The following is a 22,580-nucleotide window of genomic DNA, read 5'->3' as shown; positions in this document are numbered from 1 at the left end:
GTACTACTTTTCAGTATCTACTTGATATGTTCTTAACATTTCTACTTCTTCATCTGTTAGCTCTCGGTATTGTCCAAGTTCTAGTTCTTCATCTAATACTAACGGACCCATCTCTGTTCTCTTTAGGTAGACTACTTTTTTCCCTACCGCTTCAAACATACGCTTCACTTGATGGAATTTCCCTTCCGTAATCACAAGCTCAATTTCAGAAATATCATCGCTTTTCAATATTGTAAGCGCACCTGGCTTTGTTTCATAGCCATCGTCTAAAATAACACCTTTAGCAAACTCTTTTACATCCTCTTCTGTTACTACTCCTGCAACGTGTGCATAATATTTTTTCGGCACATGCTTTTTCGGAGATAATAATTGATGTGATAACTTCCCATCATTTGTTATCAATAAGAAACCTTCCGTATCGATATCAAGTCGTCCAACTGGGAACGGATCAAAGATTGCATCTTCTAATTCTAATAAATCTATTACTGTTTCATGATTATCATCTTCCGTCGCTGAAATAACACCTTGTGGTTTATGCATCATTAAGTAAACAAACTCTTTGTATTCCACAACTTCACCGTGAATCATAACTTCTTGCTCTTCTACATTTACATGAACTTTCGCATCTTTTACTGGCGTTCCATCAATTTTCACAACGCCATCTTTCAATAATTTCTTTACTTCTTTTCTACTTCCATATCCCATATTCGCTAATAATTTATCTAATCTCACGTTTTTCACCTTCTTTATTTATCATAGAAAAGGGGACGTAATTACGCCCCTCTTGATTTCAACTTTATTTTAAATCTACTACCAAGTTTACGTTGAATTTTATCTAATGCTTCTCCGCCAAATACTCTTTCAAGTACTCCTGTGCGAATTGCTAACAATCCGTAAACAAGACCGCCAATACCTGCACAAATCGCAACTGTTATAAGAGCACCAATACGGCCATCAGGCGAAATCATGAAGGATAGAAGCCATTGTGATAGTTTTACAGCAACGACCATTATAAGTGTCAGTACTGCAATTTGGAATGTTCTTTTATATACAACACCGAATGAATAGTGTGCGTATTTTTTAATTTGTCGATTTGTATACCAAACAGAAGCTAAGAAACCAACTGCGGTCGCTAGAATTGCTCCTACTGTACCGAAATAACGAATAAAGATTACGTTACATACAAATTTCAAAATAACACCCATAATAAGCGCGACAATCGCATGCTTTTGCTGATTAATCCCTTGAAGAATTGCCGCTGTTACTGTAAATAAAGCAAATAACAATGCAACTGGTGCATACCACATTAATACTTGTCCACCTAATGGATCTGAGTCATAGAAAGCAGTGTAAATTGGATATGCAAGTGTTGAAATACCGATAACTGCTGGCAATGTTAAAAACATATTTGCTTGGAATGTTTGTGTAATTTGTAATTTCAAATAGCGGTATTGTTTTTCAGTAAATGATTTTGTAATTGCTGGTACAAGCGTTAAACTAAACGCTGTTGCAAGTGATACAGGAATCATAATTAACTTATGCGTCCACATTGTGAAAATACCAAGCGCTCGCTCTGCGATATCACCTTGACCAATCGCCTGCATAATTGAGTTAAATGTCAATGTATCAATTTGTTGATATAAAGGAATTGTTAACCCAATTACAACGTAAGGAATCGCATATGCGAATAACTCTTTAAACAATTGAACAGTACTTACTGTTGATTCTGGTACAGTTTGTTCAATTAAATATTGATCCAAATATTTTTTACGTTTTAACCAGTACCAAATTAACACACCGAGTGCTCCAACCGCTGAAACGAACGCAGCAAATGTCGCTACTCCAACTGCTGTTGCAACTGTACCGCCAAGTACTTTAATAACGATAAAACTACCAGCTAATAAAAAGACGATACGAATAATTTGTTCAATAATTTGTGAAACGGTAGTTGGTCCCATAGACTGGTGACCTTGGAAATAACCACGAATTAAACTCGCTGCTGGTACAACAATAAGTGCGAAACTTACAAGACGAATGATCGTCGTAACTTCTCCTACATTATTGTGTATACTTTGTTTACCAAGCATCGCTTCTGCAAACAGTGGCGCCGTCATGTACAGTACTAGGAACGAAAGAACTCCTGTTACTATCATCATAACCATTCCCGAGCGGAACATTCTCCGGCTCGTTTTATAATCGCCAAGCGCATTATATTTGGAAACAAATTTTGAAACAGCAAGCGGCACACCTGCCGTTGCGATACTTAAAAAGATCGTATATGGAATGTATCCATATGTATAGAGCGTTCCGCCTTCTGTGCCTACTAATGCATGAAACGGAAAGACGTAAATCATGCCTAAGAACTTTACTAAAAATGTCCCTAGCGTAACAATAAGCGTTCCGCGCAGAAATTTCGAATCGGACATACAAAAATCCTCCTACATCTACATAAAGTGAAACTATAATTAGTTGGAGACTTCTCTCCTACTCCTTATTAGTTGAACCATTCGAGCATTTACAGGCTAACAGACTCCCTATTTACTTCTCCTAAATCTTGAGGTTTTAGTCTTATCGCCTACAAATAGCAGGATAGTGCTGAACTCTAACTTTTGTATTGTACCACAATTCTCTCATTAAGCAGTACTTCACTCTATTTTTCTTTTAAGGGAAAACATGCTATTCTTTTAGGCAGGAAATGTAGAAAATGAGGTCGATATATTATGCATTATGATGTTATTGTCATCGGCGGCGGTCCTTCTGGGCTAATGGCTGCAATTGGTGCTGCAGAAGAAGGCGCAAATGTCTTACTTCTTGATAAAGGAAATAAACTTGGGCGTAAACTTGCGATTTCTGGTGGCGGACGCTGCAACGTAACAAACCGTCTACCACTTGATGAAATTGTTAAACATATACCAGGAAACGGTCGCTTCTTATACAGCGCTTTTTCTATTTTTAATAATGAAGATATTATTACATTCTTCGAAAATCTCGGTGTTAAATTGAAAGAAGAAGACCACGGTCGCATGTTCCCTGTGTCAAACAAAGCGCAATCTGTTGTAGACGCACTTTTAACACGATTAAAAAACTTAGGTGTAAAAATCCGTACAAATACGCCTGTTGAAACGATTGAATATGAAAATGGTCAAACGAAAGCAGTTGTACTGCAAACAGGCGAAGTGTTAGAAACAAATCACGTCGTTATCGCTGTTGGCGGAAAATCTGTTCCTCAAACTGGTTCCACTGGAGACGGATACGCTTGGGCTGAAAAAGCAGGTCATACAATTACAGAATTATTCCCAACAGAAGTACCTATCCTGTCAAACGAGCCGTTTATACGTGATCGCTCATTACAAGGTCTTGCTTTACGTGATATAAACTTAAGCGTATTAAACCCGAAAGGAAAAGCTATCATTTCTCACAAAATGGACATGCTCTTCACTCATTTTGGCCTATCTGGTCCTGCTGCTCTTCGCTGTAGTCAATTCGTCGTGAAAGCACTGAAAAAGTTTAAAACGAACACAATACAAATGAGTATTGATGCATTGCCAGAGGAAAATAGTGAGCAATTATTTCAGCGCATGCTGAAACAAATGAAAGAAGATCCGAAAAAAGGAATTAAAAACGTTTTAAAAGGTTATGTCCCTGAACGTTACTTCCTATTCTTATTAGAAAAAAATGAAATTGACGGTAGTGAACAAGCTGGACAAGTTTCTCACGAAAAGATTCGTGCACTTGTGAAAGACTTTAAAGAGTTTACTGTGAATGTAAATGGTACGCAGTCAATTGAAAAAGCATTCGTTACTGGCGGAGGTGTATCCGTGAAAGAAATTAATCCGAAAGAAATGTCTTCTAAATTTACGAACGGCTTATATTTCTGCGGAGAAGTTCTTGATATCCACGGTTATACTGGTGGCTATAATATTACATCAGCACTTGTTACTGGTAGAATTGCTGGAACGACAGCTGGAGAAAACGCGAAAATGCAATATTAAAAAAAGAAACAGGGATTCCTGTTTCTTTTTTAATATTGCCATGAAATCATTATCGGCGATTCCACAGATATATCAGCGATTCTGTAATTATATCGGCGATTTTCCAAATTTATCAGCGATTCTACAACTTATATCGGCGATTTCTCAAATATATCGACTTACCGACAAGAAGCGACAAACATCTGCTCCATGTAACTTTCCATTGCTTTTTTGTTGCTTTATATACCTTAGTACCTTTATATTTTATATTGTTGAATATTTAAAAAAGGGTAAGGGGAAAACAAATGAGAAAAAAAGTCATGATGTCTTTAATGTTAATGACGTTTCTTTCTGCGGTAGAAGGAACGATTGTTAGTACAGCAATCCCTCGTATAACGAGTGATTTGTCAGGCGTCGAACTTGTTAGTTGGGTATATGCAATTTATATGCTTGCAACAGCTGTTTCGACTCCAATATACGGAAAGCTCGCTGATTTATTCGGTCGTAAAAAGGTTTTACTGATTGGGGCTACAATCTTTTTAGTCGGTTCTGCACTTTGCGGAGTCGTTACATCGATGGAACAATTAATTTTCTTCCGCGCGCTTCAAGGTATCGGTGCTGGTGCTGTTATGCCAATCACAATGACGATTATTGGAGACTTATATAGCGAAGCGAAAGACCGCGCGAAAGCACAAGGTTGGATGAGTGCCGTTTGGGGTGTATCCGGTGTTATCGGACCGTTAGTAGGTGGATTTTTAGTTGATTCCCTTTCTTGGCGTTATATCTTCTTCTTAAACGTTCCATTCGGAATTATCGCTTGCTTAATGATTGTAATTTACTACAAAGAATCTATTAAGCCCGCTAAACACCATATCGACTATCTTGGTGCGACAGTCTTCTCATTAAGTACAATCGCTCTACTATATGCATTATTAACAGGTAGCAGTAAGCAAAACTGGGGAGACATAACAATTATCGGCCTATTAATCTTCGCCGTCGTTTCATTTATTATTTTCTTATTCATCGAGAAAAAATCTCCGGAACCATTAATTCCGCTAGCACTTTTCTCTAACCGTACATTATCTACGATAAATATATTAACTCTTATTGCTGGCGCAATGATTATTAGTATTACTGTGTATCTTCCAATTTGGAGCCAGGGTGTTTTAGGAAAAAATGCAACAGAAGCTGGACTCATTTTAATGCCAATTCCTGTTATGTGGACATTTGGGGCTATGTTCTCGGGTAACTTAGTTGGCAAGTTAAAAACGAAACAAATTATTTTACTTGGAGCTAGCATCTTATCAGTTGCTACGTTCTTATTATTTACACTATCAACAAATTCACCATCGTTCCTTATTTATGTAGCAGTCGGATTATTCGGCTTAGGAATGGGGCTTGTGACACCGATTTACATGGTAACAATTCAAGCAGCCGTGCCAGCTCATACACGCGGGACAGCTGTTGGTTTAAATACATTTATTAATACATTTAGTCAAACGTTAGGTGCTGCAATATTCGGTACAATCTTTAATACGATGATTCACGCACGTGGTATTAAAAATCTTGATCTTGTATCTGGTGGACATGGCGGTACTACAGCAAACGTAGTAACCGAATCACAATCCGCATTAGCATCAAGCGTACATGTCATTTATATGAGCACTTTCGTATTAGCAGTATTTACATTAATTATTGCTTGGCTTTTATTAAAGCCAGCTACACAAACAAGTGAGCAACAATAAAAAGGATGACCATTTTGGTCATCCTTTTTTTATTCTTCATTCTCCACAATATGTTTCAGCATGGATAATTTATTATCCCAAAAACGTTCATAATACGAGAGCCACTGTTGTAATTCTTCTAATGGTTCTGGATGCAAACGATATATCTTCTCTCTTCCGCTTTTTCTTCCACTTACTAAATTCGCTTCTGAAAGAATATGAAGGTGCTTTACAACCGCAGTACGACTCATCGGAAAATGATCCGTTATTTTGGAAATCGGTAACTCTTTGTCACTTAATAACCGTATTACTTCTCGGCGGGTTGGATCAGCAATTGCTTGAAATACATCATATTTCGCTGCTGACGAGGACACTTAGCCTTCGACAACCTTTTTCAGTTTTTCATTTACAATCGCTACCCAACCACCGCTCATTCTATCGCGAATAATAGAGCTCTTCGCATTCGCTTTCGGAAGAATTTCATCAGGATGTTTCCAGCCGCCGTGAATTAACGTAAATTCTGTTTTGTTATCTCCTAAGTCTTTCAAATTAAATGAAACAACCCAGCCATCTGTATCCCATGAGAAAGATAAATAGTTTGGCTCATCAATTTCTAACACTTTACATGGTGATGGCCCAAATGGCGATTGCACATGAAATTCATGTCCTACTTCTAATACAAAATCATTTGGCATAAACCATGACGCAATTCCTTCTGCAGTTGATACTACACTCCATACCTTTTGAATAGACGCGTTAAAAACGATTGTTTGTTTAATATCATTTAATGTATTTTGTTGTTCCATGTTCATTCTCCTTTACTCGGCGTTATAACATAACACCTTTTGGTTGCACTTCGATAATATAACACCTTTTAGTTTCATGTCAATGCTAATTCTTTTACTGTTGAGAAATTCTCAACATTTTTTCAACAGGACAAACACCCTCTTAGCATTTCCTCATAATATACTCACAAAGGCAATACAAAATAAAAACTTCTCTCAACATGAAACTCCATCATCCATATTGAAAGAAGCGCCTTACTTATATCATGCGTACTTCGTCTCTCCTCCTTCCCTCAGGGACAATACGCGAGATATGACAAATCAGAAGGAATATGCCCACCATTTGAGTAGGTAGTTATTTCTCTTCTCCTCAACATTTCCTTAGGAGCGAAATGACTACCGACTCACTTTTTTCAAACAAAATAAAAAGGGGTTGAACGCTATGTTCTATTGCATTAACTGCTCTGATATTCACCATGAAAAACATCCGAATGATAAAGTATTTAAAAACGGTTTTTATATTGATCCATTTTTAGGTGATCGTTATCACCTTGGTATGTGTAAAGATGCCCAAAATCATGAAACAGGGGAGCCTCTTTTAACGACAAAGAAATTAGGCACACCCCAATCTATTATGAACGTATTACCGACACATGTTGTCCCAACATAAAACATAAAAAAGAGCTGGGTGAGCCAGCTCTTTTTTATGCTTTATAAACGATCATTGCTGAAAAACAATAAATTTGGTTTTCATCGTCGTTAATGGAAACACCAACTTGATACTTAATATCTACAAAGTTGCTATCATCAATCTTTTTCAAAAAAACATTCACAGCGTCTTCTAAGTCTTTTTCGTGACTTTCATCAAACACTTTCACACGAATCATGTTAACACCGTCCTAGATCGCAGCCCTCCGCCGCTTGATTATTGCCACGGTGCGTATCTATGATGCGATAAAACTTTCCATTCTCATATATATATCCGTCTTCTAACACATATTCTTTATCTTCAGTATAGACATAAAACTTACCTATCATAAATTTACTCGTATATAATTCCAAATAATTTGGTCTAAATTTAGCTACAACTTTATTTGTAATATCAATTTTTATTGTGCGCCCCACCTTCTCTCCCTCCTTTGCAAAGAACGGATTTAGGTATATTGTATTAGCGCTTTTACATTTTATGCTTAAAAATAAGTGGATATGCCTTCTTTCTTCACCTGTACTATTTTTCTGAAAAAATCACTATAAATAAGGTCCCAAAAAAAACATAAAAAAGCACTTTATCTTATTGACTCGAATATAAATATTATGTTATTATATAAAATTTGACATTTTTACATACGTATGCTATCATTAAAAGTGGTTACCACATATGGAGGTGGATGATTTGTTTCAAATTGGTGATAAAATCGTTTATCCAATGCACGGTGCAGGAATCATTGAAGCAATTGAAGAGAAAGAAATATTAGGTACTTCACGTCAATATTGTGTGATACGCATCATTAGTAAAGATATGCAAGTAATGCTTCCGATGGAACAATTAAAAAAATCAGGTATTCGTTATATCGTTGATCGAGGTACGTTAGATGATATACTTCTTGAATTTCAAAACGGGGAGTCAGACCCATCACTCTCATGGAAACAAAGATATACAATGAATATGGAAAAAATGAAAAACGGCAATTTACAAGATAGCGCAGAAGTTGTTCGGGATTTACTTCGCCGTAATAAAGAGCGAGCATTAAATGCGAGCGAAAAACAAATGCTAGATAATGCCCGAAAAATGATGATCAGCGAAGTCGCGCTCGTACAAAATGTTACTGAACATCAAGCAACAGAATTTCTTCAAGATACAATTAATCACTAAATTTAAAATAGCTGGCCGCTATTTTTTTTGTAAAAAAAGGGACGAAGAGTTTTATCTCTTCGTCCTTTTATATTACCCACGCCCAGCTTGAAACGATGGATATAACGTCATTCCACCATCTGCAAATAGCGTAATTCCCGTTACATAACTCGCCTCTGAAGAAGCGAGCCAAGTTGCTACTGCTGCAATTTCTTCTGGTTTTCCAATGTAGCCCATCGGTATCATACTTTCTACGTCAGCACGTTTTTTAGGATCAGCAAACTTTTCTGCATTGATCGGCGTATTAATTGCACCTGGTCCTATATTATTTACTCGAATACCTTTTGGCGCATATTCTAGCGCTAACGTTTCTGTCATCAGTTTAATGCCACCCTTACTCGCTGCATAGTGCACAAATAGTGGCCACGGAATTTTCTCATGAACACTAGACATATTAATGACAGACCCTTTAATGTCATGTTCTACAAAATATTTAATCGCTTCTCTACTTCCTAAGAAAGCACCTGTTAAATTTGTATTGATTACTTTATTCCAATCTTCAAGTGGCATTTCATGCGATGGTACTGCATTTTCTATCCCTGCATTATTAATCATAACGTCGAGCGTACCAAATTCTTTCACAGCAGATTGAATGAGATTCACAACATCTGATTCGACGGTTACATCACCTTTTACAGCAATCGCTTCTCCGCCTACCTTTTTAATTTCTTCTAACACATCATTTGCTTCTGATTCTCGTGAGCGATAATTAATAACCACTTTCGCTTTTTCCTTAGCAAACCTTACTCCCATCGCCCTACCAAGACCAGTTGCTGATCCTGTAATAACGACCACTTTTCCTTCTAAATCACTATACATTTCAATACCTCCTTTAACTTTTTGCTATACCTAACATAATTCCGGCTGCAATAATAAAAACGATACCGACAACGATACCCGTTAATTGGCGTTTCGTTTTCTTTTCACCTAATATAAGGATCCCACCAAGCGTGGAAATAATAATCCCCATTTGCGATAGCGAGAAACTTGTTGCGACTCCAACACGCGGCTGCGAAATGAATAAAAACATATTTCCAGCTGCCCAAATTAATCCTGGAATAATATTTCGGATTGCATATTTATTGAATGGATGATGTTTAAAGGTAAGCAAAATCCCTCCTAATACCATACCAACTGCTTGTGGTAATAAAGCTGACCAACCATCTACGTTAAATAATCTAATCACTACTACGTAAACTAAATAACCGACTGTTGAAATTAATAAAATTATGATACCTCTTTTAAAATTTGCTGCTTGCTCTGCATTCTTTTCTTCTTCACTTTGAAGTGATGTTAAAATAACACCGACAATAATACAAACGAGCGCTAAAATCCCAAGGACGACCGATATTGTCGTGGACCATTCATGAAATACGATAACGCCAAATAAAGTCGTCGCAACTAATTGAAGTCCTGTTGAAATTGGCATCGTCCTCGAAACGCCCATTAAATCAATACTTTTCAATTGATTCGCCTGACCAAGCGCCCAAAATAAACCTGACACAACTCCAACCCCAATCACGGTAGGTGTTAATACTGGCTTCATAAAAATATAAACAACAATTGAGAAAATAAGTGCTCCAAACGTTGTTCCAAGCGTTTGACTATACGGTCCCCCGCCCAGTTTTACGTTAAATAACACAATACTCCCCCAAAATATAGCTGGTAAAATTGCTAAAAATATATCCATCGCCCATTACCTTTCTCTGTAAAATGTCATAAATTTAAACTTTAATCATCCCGCAAATAGCGGAATAAGTTACCGCTCTCAATCATTAGAATGAGCTTTCATTTTTTCTTTTTTGCGAGCACAAATCTTTTCTACAATATCATTAGAAACATTTTTTTCTCGCTCCACATTTTTTACCTTTATATGATCTAAATAATCCTCCAAAGTAAGTGTAACTTTGTCATTTGGCGGATTATGCGCCCCTTGAAATGTAAGAAATTGTAGCGTCACTTCAAATCTAGGAACAAATTCATCTTTCCTGCCGAGACGCTTTATATTTATAACTGCATCACATTCATATTGATCTTCTGTCACTTGTCTAATAACCGAATAGTACCTATTCAATAACGCACTCTCTAAAAGCTGTTCTCTTGATTCTTTCGCGAAAGAATCGCTTGGAGAAGAGAAAAAGATAGAACATATCGCTGTAATAATTACACATATTTTTTTCATAACGTCCTCCTTATCCTATAAGTTAGTGTTCTCAAAAACGCCATAAAAAAAACGACTTCCCCTACTTAGGAAAGTCGTTTTAATGAATCCAATATTAACCACCACTCACTGGTGGTATAAGTGCAACCACATCACCATCTTGGACCCTGTCATCTTCATTTGCGTATTCTTCATTAATCGCAACCATAATTGGCTCTGAAACTGGTACATTATATTCTTTCGCAACAACATCTTTTAACTCTGCAACCGTAATATTTTCTTTCTCTATTTGTAATTCACTTGTCCCTGCTTCTTCTTGCAAGTGCGCAAATAACAATACTCTAATCATACTTATAGCTCCTTCCCAGGCTCTCCCGCCGGATATGGTGTTTTTTCTAATTGATCACCAATCCATGAGTCACCATCTTCCCAAAACTCCTTTTTCCAAATCGGAACAATTTGTTTTATGCGTTCCATAATATATTCATTTGCTTCATAAGCCGCTTTACGGTGTGGTGTTGAAACAGCAACAACAACCGCTATATCAGAAATTTGCAACGTACCGATGCGATGTGTAATCGCAACATATGTACCCGGCCATTTCTCTTTCACTTCCAGACCAATTTTCTCTAGCATCTTTTCTGCCATCGTCTTATAAGCAACATACTCTAAGTATAATGTACGACGCCCTTTCGTAAACTCTCTAACCGTTCCAATAAATGTTGTAACAGCACCGCATTCACGTCGAATCACTTTCTTCGTTACCTCTTCAATCGAGATTTCTGTATCAATTACTTCATAATATGTATTTGTCATTTCGCACTCCTAACCGTTTGTAAAAACCAGTCTATGTACAACTCTTCTTCTGTTATATGAAATACTTTATATTCTTCTCGTATATTTGCCGGGACATCATACCACGTAATAATCGCCACTATATTTTCTACTTCATGTAAAAGTTCAACGTCTTCCGCAGAACGAAGTAACACTACTTTCGGGTAGTTCTCTTTTTTATAGCCCTCTATTAAAATTGTATCCACTTCAAAAAACTCATATAAGCGAATAATTTCTTGCAAGGACCATTTCTTTCTTAGTGAAGAAAGTGAAAGCAATCCAGCACCTTCTACACTACTTACGACAGCACCAGCTTTACGGTGCCTTTCGCTATCTTTTTGCGCTACTTCTGGAAAACCTCCGTGCCCGTGATGTTTAATTGTAGAAACTTTCATTTCACTTTCAGCTAACACATGCACAATTTTCTCTACAAGTGTCGTTTTTCCGCTATTTTGATATCCTACTATTTGTAAGATTGAAGGGGCTTTGCCCATGGCCAATCACATCCCTCAGAGTGCTCTAACAATAATACGGATACTTTCATTCCGGTCTCAAATCCTCTCGTTCCTCCAGGTAACACGATAAAAGCATTCGCATCTGCAAGTGAAGATACCGCACTCGATTTATCTAAACCAACCGGCATCGCTTGTAACGCTCCGTCCACAATTGTTACGTTCGCTCTTACGAAACGAGTAAATGGATTTGGCTTTGGAAAATCTTTTTGTAAAATAGCATCCGCTCTATATACGTGAGGTTCCTTCGCATACAAATATGTTTTTATAATTGGATGCACAAATAATTCAAAGCCTACATAACAAGCAGAAGGATTTCCTGATAAACCGAAGAGTAACTTTCCATCAACTTCAGCTACTGTCGTTACACTTCCGGGCCTCATGGCTATCTTATTAAAGAGTACATTCGCCTGTAACCTTTCATAAATAGCTGGTAAGTAGTCATAATCTCCTACTGATACACCGCCTGTTGTAATTAAAATGTCGACCTCATCCACCGCTGATTGAACAGCTGTAAAACATGCATCTAACTCATCCGCGAGTTGACCATAATAACGAACTTTCCCGCCAGCTTTCATAATTTGAGCTGCGATCATATACGAGTTACTATTTCTAATTTTCCCCGGTTCTAAAGGCTCATGTACTTCTAATAATTCACTTCCTGTCGTTACAATACCGACAACAGGCTGTTTTACAACTTTCACAGTGCTATATCCAAACGTTGCTAGTAAGGCTGCAATCCCTGGGTTAATTGCAACACCTTTCTTAACGAGAACTTGATTTTGTTTTATGTCTTCTCCTTTAAACGACACATTGTCACCGTTATTAAAAGGGCGTTTTAACTTCATATATGTTTTCCCGTTCTTCTCAAACCCTTCTGTCAGCTCGAGCATTACGACTGCATTACATTCTTCTGGAATAGCTGCTCCTGTCATAATACGAATCGCTTTAAAAGCTCCTACTTCTTCTAAAAAAACAGACCCCGCCCCGATTTCTCCTATTACTTCAAATTCAATTGGATTCTCTTGGGTTGCTCCTTTCGTATCTTCTGCTCGAATGGCGAAACCATCGTAAGGGGAACGATCAAAATGAGGAACGTCATGATCTGAGACAACATCTTCCCCGAGAATTCTCCCGTAACTTTCCGTAATAGAAATTTCTTCTACTTCACCATGCTTTGCATATTTCATTACCCGTTCTACTGCCTCAGCAACTTGAATTGGAATTCGTTTTTCTACCATCGTTTCTCACCTCATATTTGCAATTTTTTTTATCTCGATTAAACTTTATGTATTCAATAGAAATTACTTCAAGGAGGAATTCCATGTCTTCATTTACACATTTTAATGACCAAGGACGCGCAAAAATGGTTGATATAAGCGACAAAAAAACAACCGTTCGAACAGCAATTGCGTGCTCTAGCATTGTCGTTACGAAAGAAATTTACGATAAAATCTCTCACAATGAAATTGGGAAAGGTGACGTATTAGCAGTTGCGCAAATCGCAGGCATTATGGCTGCGAAACGAACTTCTGATATTATCCCAATGTGCCATCCTTTATTATTAAAAGGTGTTGACGTTTCTTTCGATTGGAAACAATCAGAAGAACAATATCGTTTACTCATTGAAGTAAAAGTTAAAACAGAAGGTAGCACCGGTGTTGAAATGGAAGCTTTAACAGCTGCTTCCGCTACCGCTCTTACTGTGTATGATATGTGTAAAGCTATCGATAAAGGTATGATTATCGGCGAAACGTACTTACTTGAAAAAACAGGTGGAAAAAGTGGAGATTATACGAGAAATTCATAATCCTCTCTCCGTTGAACCTAAAGGATTCCCTTTAGGTTCAACCTATATATCTTGCATATAAACTTTTCGCTACATTCATATCATTCGTCCCATGAATAAACGCCCTGCCATCTGTAAATAAAACAAAACGATATTCTTCTACCGGAAATGATAATAAATAAGGTGTCGCCTTTATCTCTACGCTTCTTTGTAAGCGCTTTTTAATTTCTTCTAAATTAAAATTCTTCCGCACACCCGGGCGAATTTGTACTGTATTTCGCCCACATAACACTTCTGTTTTTGTTTGTGCTTCAAATGTTAAACTCGGATATGTACGTAACCTTCCGCAAGATAAACAAGTATCTTTTTTCTGCCTATTCACTTTAAATGCCATCTGTTGATTATTCCAAAGATCAAACGATAACATCGTTTCACGAAGCGCCCCAAAGTCTTCTACTAATATTTTCAGCGCTTCCGTAATTTGATGCGCAACTACTAATTGTACTGCCGGTTGTATAATACCAGCTGTGTCACATGTTGCTCCGCTCGCCGGATGCTCCATTAAACAGCGAAAACACGGTGTTTTCCCTGGTAAAATTGTATACGTTACTCCGTAACTCCCGACGCACCCACCATATATCCACGGAATATTATACTTTTGTGAAATATCATTAATGAGAAGACGCGTTTCAAAATTATCTGTCGCATCTAATATTAAATCTACATCATTCACTAATTCTTCCATTTCTTGCACCGTTACATCTGTCACAACAGGATTTATTTCCACCTCAGAATTAATTGCTTGTAAATGTTCTGCAGCCGCTATCGCCTTCGGTTTATACTGCTTTGCATCTTCTTCCGTATATAGTTGTTGTCTTTGTAAATTACTCCATTCTACATAATCCCGATCAGCAATCGTTACTTTTCCAACCCCTGCTCTAACAATCGCTTCTGCATTTGCCGCACCGAGAGCACCAGCACCAATAATAAGCACATGCTTCTCTCTTATTTTTCTCTGTCCTTCTTCTCCAACACCAGAAAATAATATTTGTCTTGAATATCGCTCCTGCATGCGATAGCCCCCTTTCTTATCCTCCTATATAAGACATTTCGATTTTCGGACGATTTTTTGCACTTTCTTCTGTTCGTTCATCCGAATACCTATCTTTTCTATTCATCCATACATCTTGTATAACACTTAATAACTCCTCATCCGAAAGATTTCCTCTAAGAAGTTCTCTTACATCCAAACCCTCTGTCGCAAATAAGCACGTATAAAACTTTCCATCTGCCGAAATTCTCGCCCTCGTACAAGAGGCACAAAATGACTCAGAGACAGATGTAATAAAACCAACTTCAACATTTGTTCCAACATACCGATATCGCTTCGCAACTTCACCAAAGTAATGCGCTTCAGCCGGCTCAAGCGGATACACCTTATGAATCATCTCAATTAATTCTCGTTTTGTAACGACTTGATCAAAATTCCACCCATTTGTACTACCAACATCCATAAACTCAATAAACCGAAGCGTGATTCCTTGCTCTTTAAAATACGCAGCCATCGGAAGTACTTGATGATCGTTCATCCCTTTTTTCACAACCATATTTACCTTTACTTCCAGTCCCGCCTCTTTAGCTGCTATAATTCCCTTAATTACCGGTTTCGTATTAATATTTCGACCATTAATATTCTTAAATATGTCATCATCTATCGCATCTAAACTAACATTCACTCTATGTAATCCAGCTTCTTTTAATGCCTTCGCTTGTTTCGTTAAATGAATAGCATTTGTCGTTAACCCTATATCTATTAGCCCATCAATTTTCACAAGACGTGCAATAAGTTTTGTTAAATCTTTACGAAGCAGTGGCTCACCGCCAGTAAGTCTAATTTTCCGTACACCGATGCTAACAAATAATTTTGCCAAACGCTCAATTTCATCAAAAGTTAGTAAAAACTCGTCTTTCAAAAAAGCATATTCTGGCCCAAATATTTCCGCTGGCATACAATATGTACATCTAAAATTGCAACGATCAATGACAGATATACGTAAATCTTGAAGTGGGCGTCCAAAAAAATCTTTAACCATCTCCTGCATCGCCACCCTCCCTTTCTGCCAAATTTCTTTCTTTTCATTCTATTATAATATATTTTCGAACTGCGATGTTTTTGCTCAAGTGAATAAAGTGAAACTTTAAATAATTAGAGGGTATCCACTCCCCCTGGTTAACGAGGTTTACTTACAAATACAAGGATAAAAAACCTTGAAACATAAAAGTTTCAAGGTTTTCTGCTTATTAACTTAATCTAATAATAGTTAGAGTAGCCCCTGGCGTTGCCGTAGATAATGTAGCTACTGCAACTACTCCAAATAACTGTAAGCTAACAGCAGCTCCAGCAGGCAAGTTAGTGATTATTGTTGCACTAAATGAACCAGTAGCGACTGTCGGGGCATTTATCGTTCCCGCAAGCGGACTGCCATTTACAGTTATACGAGAACTTACAAGTAAACCTGCCGTTAAATTAATTGTATAGGCTATATAATAGTTTCCTGCATTCGCAACTGTAAATACAGTATTTCCACCACTAACGGTTATTCCTGGGCCAATATTTTGATTGTTCGGTAATGGTACGTTCGTACCACCTAATAAAACGGAAATAGCGGTTCCTGATGTATTATTCGCAAACGCATACGTTGCAGTTGTACTAACTCCAGTCGCTCCTGTGGCTCCGGTTGCTCCAGCTCCTGTTGGACCAGTTGGACCTTGAATCCCTTGTGAACCTGTTGGACCTGTATCCCCAGTTGGACCTTGTGAACCCGTTGCTCCAGTTGCCCCCGCTGGACCTTGGATTCCTTGTGGACCTGTCGCTCCGGTTGCTCCTGTAGCTCCCGTTGGGCCTTGAATTCCTTGTGGGCCTTGGATTCCTTGTGGACCTTGAATTCCTTGTGGACCTGTCGCTCCGGTTGCTCCTGTAGCTCCCGTTGGACCTTGAATTCCTTGCGGGCCTTGGATTCCTTGTGGGCCTTGAATTCCTTGGAGACCTGTCGCTCCGGTTGCTCCTGTAGCTCCCGTTGGACCTTGAATTCCTTGCGGGCCTTGAATTCCTTGGGGGCCTTGTGGGCCGGTCGGGCCTATGTCACCTTGCGGACCTTGGATTCCCTGTGGGCCTTGTGCCCCAGTTGCCCCCGTCGCTCCTTGGATTCCTTGAGGACCTTGTGGACCTTGAATTCCTTGTGGGCCGGTTGGACCTATGTCGCCTTGTGGGCCTTGAATTCCTTGGGGACCTTGTGCTCCAGTTGCCCCCGTTACTCCTTGGATTCCTTGGGGACCTTGAATACCCTGTGGACCGGTTGGACCTATCTCTCCTTGAACACCTTGGATTCCTTGCGGACCCTGTAAACCCGTCACTCCGGTTGCTCCCGTTGCTCCTGTCGCTCCTGTCACTCCAGTTGAGCCTGTCGCCCCGGTATCTCCTGTTACTCCTGTCGTACCTGTTGCTCCTGTCGGGCCAGGTGGTCCACCTGATGGACCTGTCACTCCTGCCGGACCTGATGGCCCCGTTGGGCCGGTCGGTCCTGCTGGTCCTCCTGACGGGCCAGTCACCCCTGTTGGACCGGTTACTCCTGTTGGACCGGTAGTTCCTTCTCCCGTCGCTCCGGTTGCCCCCGTATCTCCTGTTGCTCCCGTCGGACCTTGTATCCCTTGAATCCCTTGTGGGCCTTGAACTCCTTGTGCACCTGTTGCTCCTTGAATCCCTTGTATTCCTTGCACTCCTTGTGCGCCCATCGGACCTGTTGGACCAATCGCCCCTTGTATACCTTGCACTCCTTGGGGACCCTCTGGACCCGTTGCTCCTATTTCCCCTTGTATCCCTTGAATTCCAGTTGCTCCTTGTGCTCCAGTTGCTCCCGTTATCCCTTGCACACCTTGGATTCCCTGTATTCCTTGTGGACCCTGTGGGCCTGTTGCTCCTACCGGTCCTTGAATGCCTTGTATCCCCTGAGGACCCTCTGGACCCGTTGCTCCAACTGGCCCTGGCACACCTTGGATTCCTTGCGGGCCCTGAAGTCCCTCTGGGCCTTCTGGACCTGTTGGACCTATCTCTCCTTGTATCCCTTGGATTCCAGTTGGACCTTGTGGCCCAGTCGGACCTATGTCACCTTGCGGACCTTGGATTCCCTGTGGACCTTGTGCTCCTGTTCCCCCTGTCGCTCCTTGGATTCCTTGAGAACCTTGTGGGCCTTGAATTCCTTGTGGGCCGGTTGGACCTATGTCGCCTTGTGGGCCTTGAATCCCTTGCGGACCTTGATCTCCAGTGGCCCCCGTTACTCCTTGAATTCCTTGGGGACCTTGAACACCTTGGGGACCCGTCGGACCTATCTCTCCCTGCACACCTTGGATTCCTTGCGGACCTTGCAAACCCGTCACTCCGGTTGCTCCCGTTTCTCCTGTCGCTCCTGTCACTCCAGTTGAGCCTGTCGCCCCAGTATCTCCTGTTACTCCTGTCGCACCTGTTGCTCCTGTCGGGCCAGGTGGTCCACCAGATGGACCAGTTACTCCCGCCGGACCTGATGGCCCCGTTGGGCCGGTCGGTCCTGCTGGTCCTCCAGATGGGCCTGTTACCCCTGTTGGACCGGTTACTCCTGTTGGGCCTGTAGTGCCTTCCCCTGTCGCACCTGTTGCTCCTGTATCTCCTGTTGCCCCCGTCGGACCTTGGATTCCTTGAATTCCCTGTGGACCTTGCACTCCTTGTGCGCCCGTCGCTCCTTGAATTCCTTGTACTCCTTGCACACCTTGGGGACCCATCGGACCTGTTGGACCAATCTCCCCTTGAGCACCTTGCACTCCTTGGGGACCCTCTGGACCCGTTGCTCCTATTTCCCCTTGTATCCCTTGAATTCCAGTTGCTCCTTGTACTCCAGTTGCTCCCGTTATCCCTTGCACACCTTGTATTCCCTGTATTCCTTGGGGACCTTGTGGGCCTGTTGTTCCTACCGGTCCTTGAATACCTTGTATCCCCTGAGGACCCTCTGGACCCGTTGCTCCAACTGGCCCTGGCACACCTTGGATTCCTTGCGGGCCCTGAAGTCCCTCTGGGCCTTCTGGACCTGTTGGTCCTATATCACCCATCGGACCTTGTATCCCTTGAACTCCCTGTGGGCCTGTTGCTCCTGATGGCCCTGGTACTCCTTGGATTCCTTGTGGACCTTGATCTCCTGTTGCTCCTGTGGCCCCTTGAGGCCCTATAGCCCCCTGTATTCCTTGTGGACCTTGATTCCCTGTTGCTCCCGTTGCCCCTTGAATACCTTGCACTCCTTGTATTCCTTGTTCACCAGTTACTCCCGTCGGACCAGGAATACCTTGAATACCCTGCGGACCTTCTGGACCTGTTGGCCCAATTGGCCCTTGAATCCCTTGGATTCCTTGCAAGCCCTGTGCTCCCGTGCTTCCAGTCGGACCTGTACTTCCCGTTGCTCCTGTTACCCCTGTACTTCCTGTAGCCCCAGTATTCCCCGTTGCTCCAGTCGCACCTGTACTTCCACTTGGTCCACCACCCGGACCTGTCGCACCAGTCGGCCCCGTCGGACCAGGAGGTCCTCCTGACGGGCCAGTGATCCCTGTTGGACCGGTTACTCCCGTCGGACCTGTTATCCCCTGACCAGTCGCTCCGGTTGCACCTGTATTTCCACTCGGTCCTTGTGTTCCTTGTATCCCTTGTGCTCCTTGTATTCCTTGTGGACCAGTTGCACCCGGTAACCCTTGGACGCCTTGAATTCCTTGAGGTCCCTCAGGTCCCGTCGCTCCAATTGGCCCCTGTAATCCCTGTATCCCTTGTATACCTTGTGCCCCAGTCGCTCCCGTTGGACCAATCGGACCTTGTAACCCTTGCACCCCTTGAGGTCCTGTCGCTCCAGTTTCTCCTTGTGGTCCTCTCAATCCTTGTGGCCCCTGCTGTCCTTCTGGTCCAGTTGCACCTATTGGCCCAACTGATCCTTGTATCCCTTGCACACCTTGAGGTCCTGTCGGGCCCATCTCCCCCATCGGACCTTGTAATCCTCTTGGTCCTTGAGGACCAGTTGGACCCCGTGGACCTGTTGGGCCAGTAATCCCTATACCTGTAAATCCAGTTGGAACAGGAGGGAAAGTAGGCCCAATAAGTTCGGGGGGAATTCTAAAATTAGAGCTTAACGAATTTTGCCCCCCATTATTATCACGTTTCTTCACACTTTCACCACCTACAAACCGTCTTTTTCATAATAAATAAACCTCTTCTTAATCTATTTACAAAAATAATTTCCAAGACTATTTTTATTTTAAATAATAAAAACTCCCTTAATTCCTTAAGGGAGTCCAGCAACTGAATCCATATTATCTGTATTAGGGACAGCTTGTGCTATACCCGATGCATTTACACTTTGCCCCATATTTATTCCTGTTACAGTACCAGCAGGAGTGCCTCTTGTATATGTTGTCGTCACCGAATCACCCGGCTGTAAACAAAGCTTTGTCTCCGTCCCTATTACTGTAACAACATCAATCCAAGTGCACCCCATTGAACCACTATATGATTTCGAAGCAGTAAATGAAGTATCACTCAAATTATCACCGGTAAATATATTTCCAGTGTTATTCACAATAACAAATTCTTTTATATGAGCAGGCATAATTACACTCTACCTTTCCTCTATGAACCTAATGTACGTGTACTAGTTGCTAATGGCGGAAGAAACACTGATGTTCTAATGACTGCTTCTGGCTGTCTTTTCCCATTTAAAAAAATAGCCGCACTCGACCCTCCAGCACCTGCATATACTTTTGCTACAGCTAAAGGCGAGATATCATAACAGTCGCCGACATTAACAGCTCCTGTATTATTAATAATTTTTACTTTACGCAAGTTAATCCCCATTGACCCCTCCTCCTTTTTTATACTGTATGCAAAAGAAAAAAACTTGAAACAGACTCGTTTCAAGTTTTTAACTATTAACTATTTCGTTTCACCTTCATATTGAAGCATACCGCCAACCATATTCACTGTTTTAAATCCTTGCTCATTTAAATAATGACATACATTTTCACTGCGCATTCCTGAACGACAAATAAAGATATATTCATTCTCTTTATTAAAGAAATCTACTTTATGTGGGATATCGCCCATTTTAATATGTACAGCTTCTGGAATCTTTCCTGCCGCTACTTCTTCATCTTCTCTTACATCTACTAAAAATAACGTTTCTCCATTTTCTAAACGCTCTTGTACCTCTTCTGTAGTAATTGTATTAACTTCTGTCATATGTAGTTCCTCCTTATATACAATAAAACCTTTAGTTTCTTTTTCACAAACATTCTCTACCAATTTTAGCACGCAAAAGAAAGAACGCAAAGAATCGAAAAACTATTTCTCAATTTTCTCTAAAAATTTATTCTTTACAAACATAACTAGCACATTGTATCCTCAATATACTTGTTTTATGAAAGGAGTCGATTAAAATGACGCTTTTTCTTTTCATTATGGGCATTGTGTTCTTACTCGCTGCAATTATTGCTCTTAGTATGAAAAATAATAGAAAAATAAACTCCCCACAAGAAATGTCATTCTTATTTCTATTGCTTAGCATAGCGTTTTTCGGTATAGCAATCGCTACATATATTTTCCGTCTACAAATTATGTAAAAAAAGGTGCCTATTACAAACATTGCACCTTTTCCCCATCATTTGTCTTCTACACAAAACTAGATACTTTCCGATTCAAAAATTCATAAACTTTCTTTTCAAATAAATGAATATCAAATGCTCCTGCCATATGCCCATTTATACTTTCTATCTCATACACTTCCGCATATTTTCCTTGTTTTTGCAAAATATCTACCATTTTATAATTATAACGAGACGGCTGAAGCAAATCTTGTTTACACGGAATCATAAGTACATTCGCTTCTATGTTAGAAAGAGATTCTTCTAGTGAAGAAAACCCATGTGCAATATCATGCAATAAAACTGCCTTCGCAGTATACATCCATGAATTTGCATCTACTAACTCTATACTTCTATATGTCGCTTTATTTATCTCTTTTTCAAATGATGTTAATGTAGAAAACTTTTTATAAGGTTCTATCTCTATACTATTACGAGGAAATGCCATTTCATAAAAATGCTCATCAAACGCGTTCATAAACATCATTCTATTTGCTAAATGAAGCCCTTTTATCGGCTGCTCTTCTCCGTATTTTCCATCTTTCCAACTTGGATCCAGTTGAATTGCCTCAATCGCATTTTGTGCTACGTTTACAGACGTAATAATTGGATTTTGTGGGTTCGTAATAACGCCAATCATCCGCTCTACCATATGTGGATAGTGAACCGCCCATTGTTGTGCAATCATTCCCCCCGCCGACGGTCCGATTACAGCGTGTAACCTTGAAATTCCCATACCTTTTATTAACTCATATTGCATACGAGCTACATCAAGAAATGTAAAAACCGGAAAATCCACAGCATATTCTTTTCCAGTTTCTGGATTAATCGATTTCGGTCCTGTTGTAATCACATATGGATTCCTCGCCTGCACATTACAAAGATTATCCGTACATATAACAAAATACTTATTTGTATCAATTGCTTTCCCAGGTCCAATGAGCCCATCCCACCAACCAGACTCCTCATCATGCACTGTATATTTTCCTGCCGCATGACTTGTTGCACTAAAATAATGACAAACCAAAATCACATTTGACCTTTCTCTATTCAACGTACCATATGTCTCGTATCCCATTTGAACAGGAATTTCCCTGCCATTTTCAAACGTAAACTCTTTTAAAACAAACTTCTCCTTTTTTACAATTTGCACAGACTCTCCCTCTCCCCGTTATAGTATGAACTGCTTAC

Annotated in this window: 26 protein-coding genes; 6 read left to right on the top strand and 20 right to left on the bottom strand. The window is 40.2% G+C overall.

Annotated elements, in window-relative coordinates; genetic code table 11:
* Window positions 1–3 precede the first annotated feature (3 nt).
* Window positions 4–732 carry a pseudouridine synthase gene (locus AC1Q8M_RS15590; RefSeq protein ID WP_001234948.1) on the bottom strand — a complete coding sequence of 243 codons (729 nt, stop codon included), beginning with the start codon at window positions 730–732 and terminating at the stop codon, window positions 4–6.
* Between the two features lie 41 nt (window positions 733–773).
* The gene (locus AC1Q8M_RS15585; protein ID WP_001284026.1) at window positions 774–2,426 is read right to left on the bottom strand and encodes a putative polysaccharide biosynthesis protein; all 1,653 of its coding nucleotides are present in this window, start codon (window positions 2,424–2,426) and stop codon (window positions 774–776) included.
* Window positions 2,427–2,720: 294 nt separating this feature from the next.
* Between AC1Q8M_RS15585 and AC1Q8M_RS15580 the strand changes: the two genes are divergently transcribed.
* Window positions 2,721–3,992, top strand: coding sequence for a BaiN/RdsA family NAD(P)/FAD-dependent oxidoreductase (locus AC1Q8M_RS15580; protein ID WP_025118400.1), 1,272 nt, complete (start codon window positions 2,721–2,723; stop codon window positions 3,990–3,992).
* Between the two features lie 284 nt (window positions 3,993–4,276).
* The gene (locus AC1Q8M_RS15575; protein WP_001228030.1) at window positions 4,277–5,716 is read left to right on the top strand and encodes an MDR family MFS transporter; all 1,440 of its coding nucleotides are present in this window, start codon (window positions 4,277–4,279) and stop codon (window positions 5,714–5,716) included.
* A gap of 29 nt (window positions 5,717–5,745) precedes the next feature.
* Here the strand turns inward: AC1Q8M_RS15575 and AC1Q8M_RS15570 are convergent, their stop codons facing one another.
* Window positions 5,746–6,069, bottom strand: a complete 324-nt coding sequence (locus AC1Q8M_RS15570) for an ArsR/SmtB family transcription factor (protein WP_000098837.1) — start codon at window positions 6,067–6,069, stop codon at window positions 5,746–5,748.
* Window positions 6,070–6,501 (bottom strand): SRPBCC family protein, encoded by a 432-nt coding sequence (locus AC1Q8M_RS15565; protein WP_000437770.1) that lies wholly within the window; start codon window positions 6,499–6,501, stop codon window positions 6,070–6,072. It abuts the gene before it with no gap.
* A 421-nt stretch (window positions 6,502–6,922) separates the two neighbouring features.
* On the opposite strand from AC1Q8M_RS15565, the gene AC1Q8M_RS15560 reads away from it, so the two are divergent.
* A complete protein-coding gene (locus tag AC1Q8M_RS15560; protein WP_000498988.1) occupies window positions 6,923–7,150 on the top strand; it encodes a DUF3973 domain-containing protein in 228 nt (75 codons plus the stop codon).
* 34 nt (window positions 7,151–7,184) lie between these two features.
* Here AC1Q8M_RS15560 and AC1Q8M_RS15555 read toward each other — a convergent pair whose 3' ends face one another.
* Both AC1Q8M_RS15555 and AC1Q8M_RS15550 read right to left on the bottom strand, forming a co-directional pair.
* The gene (locus AC1Q8M_RS15555) at window positions 7,185–7,367 is read right to left on the bottom strand and encodes a sporulation protein Cse60 (RefSeq protein WP_000621751.1); all 183 of its coding nucleotides are present in this window, start codon (window positions 7,365–7,367) and stop codon (window positions 7,185–7,187) included.
* Between the two features lies 1 nt (window position 7,368).
* Window positions 7,369–7,605, bottom strand: a complete 237-nt coding sequence (locus AC1Q8M_RS15550) for a DUF2553 family protein (protein WP_000533803.1) — start codon at window positions 7,603–7,605, stop codon at window positions 7,369–7,371.
* A 253-nt stretch (window positions 7,606–7,858) separates the two neighbouring features.
* Between AC1Q8M_RS15550 and AC1Q8M_RS15545 the strand changes: the two genes are divergently transcribed.
* Window positions 7,859–8,353, top strand: coding sequence for a CarD family transcriptional regulator (locus AC1Q8M_RS15545; protein ID WP_090976859.1), 495 nt, complete (start codon window positions 7,859–7,861; stop codon window positions 8,351–8,353).
* Between the two features lie 72 nt (window positions 8,354–8,425).
* Here AC1Q8M_RS15545 and AC1Q8M_RS15540 read toward each other — a convergent pair whose 3' ends face one another.
* The 7 genes from AC1Q8M_RS15540 to AC1Q8M_RS15510 all read right to left on the bottom strand — a co-directional run bounded on the left by AC1Q8M_RS15540 (window position 8,426) and on the right by AC1Q8M_RS15510 (window position 13,140).
* Window positions 8,426–9,211 carry a glucose 1-dehydrogenase gene (locus AC1Q8M_RS15540; RefSeq protein ID WP_000286698.1) on the bottom strand — a complete coding sequence of 262 codons (786 nt, stop codon included), beginning with the start codon at window positions 9,209–9,211 and terminating at the stop codon, window positions 8,426–8,428.
* A gap of 13 nt (window positions 9,212–9,224) precedes the next feature.
* A complete protein-coding gene (gene glcU / locus AC1Q8M_RS15535) occupies window positions 9,225–10,082 on the bottom strand; it encodes a glucose uptake protein GlcU (RefSeq protein ID WP_000350865.1) in 858 nt (285 codons plus the stop codon).
* Window positions 10,083–10,160: 78 nt separating this feature from the next.
* Window positions 10,161–10,574 carry a DUF3888 domain-containing protein gene (locus AC1Q8M_RS15530; protein WP_090976857.1) on the bottom strand — a complete coding sequence of 138 codons (414 nt, stop codon included), beginning with the start codon at window positions 10,572–10,574 and terminating at the stop codon, window positions 10,161–10,163.
* A 94-nt stretch (window positions 10,575–10,668) separates the two neighbouring features.
* A complete protein-coding gene (gene moaD, locus AC1Q8M_RS15525; RefSeq protein WP_000621772.1) occupies window positions 10,669–10,902 on the bottom strand; it encodes a molybdopterin converting factor subunit 1 in 234 nt (77 codons plus the stop codon).
* 2 nt (window positions 10,903–10,904) lie between these two features.
* Window positions 10,905–11,369, bottom strand: coding sequence for a molybdopterin synthase catalytic subunit MoaE (gene moaE / locus AC1Q8M_RS15520; protein ID WP_000185943.1), 465 nt, complete (start codon window positions 11,367–11,369; stop codon window positions 10,905–10,907).
* The gene (mobB, locus tag AC1Q8M_RS15515; RefSeq protein WP_098855691.1) at window positions 11,366–11,881 is read right to left on the bottom strand and encodes a molybdopterin-guanine dinucleotide biosynthesis protein B; all 516 of its coding nucleotides are present in this window, start codon (window positions 11,879–11,881) and stop codon (window positions 11,366–11,368) included. Before mobB ends, moaE begins: the two co-directional genes overlap by 4 nt.
* The gene (locus tag AC1Q8M_RS15510; protein ID WP_098511245.1) at window positions 11,851–13,140 is read right to left on the bottom strand and encodes a molybdopterin molybdotransferase MoeA; all 1,290 of its coding nucleotides are present in this window, start codon (window positions 13,138–13,140) and stop codon (window positions 11,851–11,853) included. Before AC1Q8M_RS15510 ends, mobB begins: the two co-directional genes overlap by 31 nt.
* A gap of 83 nt (window positions 13,141–13,223) precedes the next feature.
* Between AC1Q8M_RS15510 and moaC the strand changes: the two genes are divergently transcribed.
* On the top strand, window positions 13,224–13,709 hold the full coding sequence (gene moaC, locus AC1Q8M_RS15505) for a cyclic pyranopterin monophosphate synthase MoaC (protein ID WP_048558777.1): 486 nt from the start codon (window positions 13,224–13,226) through the stop codon (window positions 13,707–13,709).
* A gap of 37 nt (window positions 13,710–13,746) precedes the next feature.
* On the opposite strand, the gene AC1Q8M_RS15500 is transcribed toward moaC, so the two are convergent.
* The 6 genes from AC1Q8M_RS15500 to AC1Q8M_RS15475 all read right to left on the bottom strand — a co-directional run bounded on the left by AC1Q8M_RS15500 (window position 13,747) and on the right by AC1Q8M_RS15475 (window position 20,988).
* Window positions 13,747–14,760 carry a molybdopterin-synthase adenylyltransferase MoeB gene (locus AC1Q8M_RS15500; protein ID WP_063548802.1) on the bottom strand — a complete coding sequence of 338 codons (1,014 nt, stop codon included), beginning with the start codon at window positions 14,758–14,760 and terminating at the stop codon, window positions 13,747–13,749.
* Window positions 14,761–14,776: 16 nt separating this feature from the next.
* Window positions 14,777–15,790, bottom strand: a complete 1,014-nt coding sequence (gene moaA, locus AC1Q8M_RS15495) for a GTP 3',8-cyclase MoaA (protein WP_001157116.1) — start codon at window positions 15,788–15,790, stop codon at window positions 14,777–14,779.
* Between the two features lie 199 nt (window positions 15,791–15,989).
* Complete coding sequence (locus AC1Q8M_RS15490) at window positions 15,990–19,919, bottom strand: BclA-related collagen-like exosporium protein (protein WP_098855692.1); 3,930 nt, start codon at window positions 19,917–19,919, stop codon at window positions 15,990–15,992.
* Window positions 19,920–20,035: 116 nt separating this feature from the next.
* Window positions 20,036–20,359, bottom strand: a complete 324-nt coding sequence (locus AC1Q8M_RS15485) for a hypothetical protein (protein ID WP_001110850.1) — start codon at window positions 20,357–20,359, stop codon at window positions 20,036–20,038.
* 20 nt (window positions 20,360–20,379) lie between these two features.
* Complete coding sequence (locus tag AC1Q8M_RS15480; protein WP_000512463.1) at window positions 20,380–20,604, bottom strand: spore germination protein; 225 nt, start codon at window positions 20,602–20,604, stop codon at window positions 20,380–20,382.
* Window positions 20,605–20,682: 78 nt separating this feature from the next.
* Window positions 20,683–20,988 (bottom strand): rhodanese-like domain-containing protein, encoded by a 306-nt coding sequence (locus AC1Q8M_RS15475; RefSeq protein ID WP_000141254.1) that lies wholly within the window; start codon window positions 20,986–20,988, stop codon window positions 20,683–20,685.
* Between the two features lie 197 nt (window positions 20,989–21,185).
* Between AC1Q8M_RS15475 and AC1Q8M_RS15470 the strand changes: the two genes are divergently transcribed.
* Complete coding sequence (locus tag AC1Q8M_RS15470; protein WP_000171889.1) at window positions 21,186–21,368, top strand: hypothetical protein; 183 nt, start codon at window positions 21,186–21,188, stop codon at window positions 21,366–21,368.
* Window positions 21,369–21,417: 49 nt separating this feature from the next.
* Here the strand turns inward: AC1Q8M_RS15470 and AC1Q8M_RS15465 are convergent, their stop codons facing one another.
* Window positions 21,418–22,542 carry a homoserine O-acetyltransferase family protein gene (locus tag AC1Q8M_RS15465; RefSeq protein ID WP_098855693.1) on the bottom strand — a complete coding sequence of 375 codons (1,125 nt, stop codon included), beginning with the start codon at window positions 22,540–22,542 and terminating at the stop codon, window positions 21,418–21,420.
* Between the last annotated feature and the right edge of the window lie 38 nt (window positions 22,543–22,580).

The organism is Bacillus sp. GW823-FHT06A10 (assembly GCF_058795375.1).
Note: the sequence above shows the minus strand (reverse complement) of the source record. Positions and strands in the feature narration are given on the sequence as shown.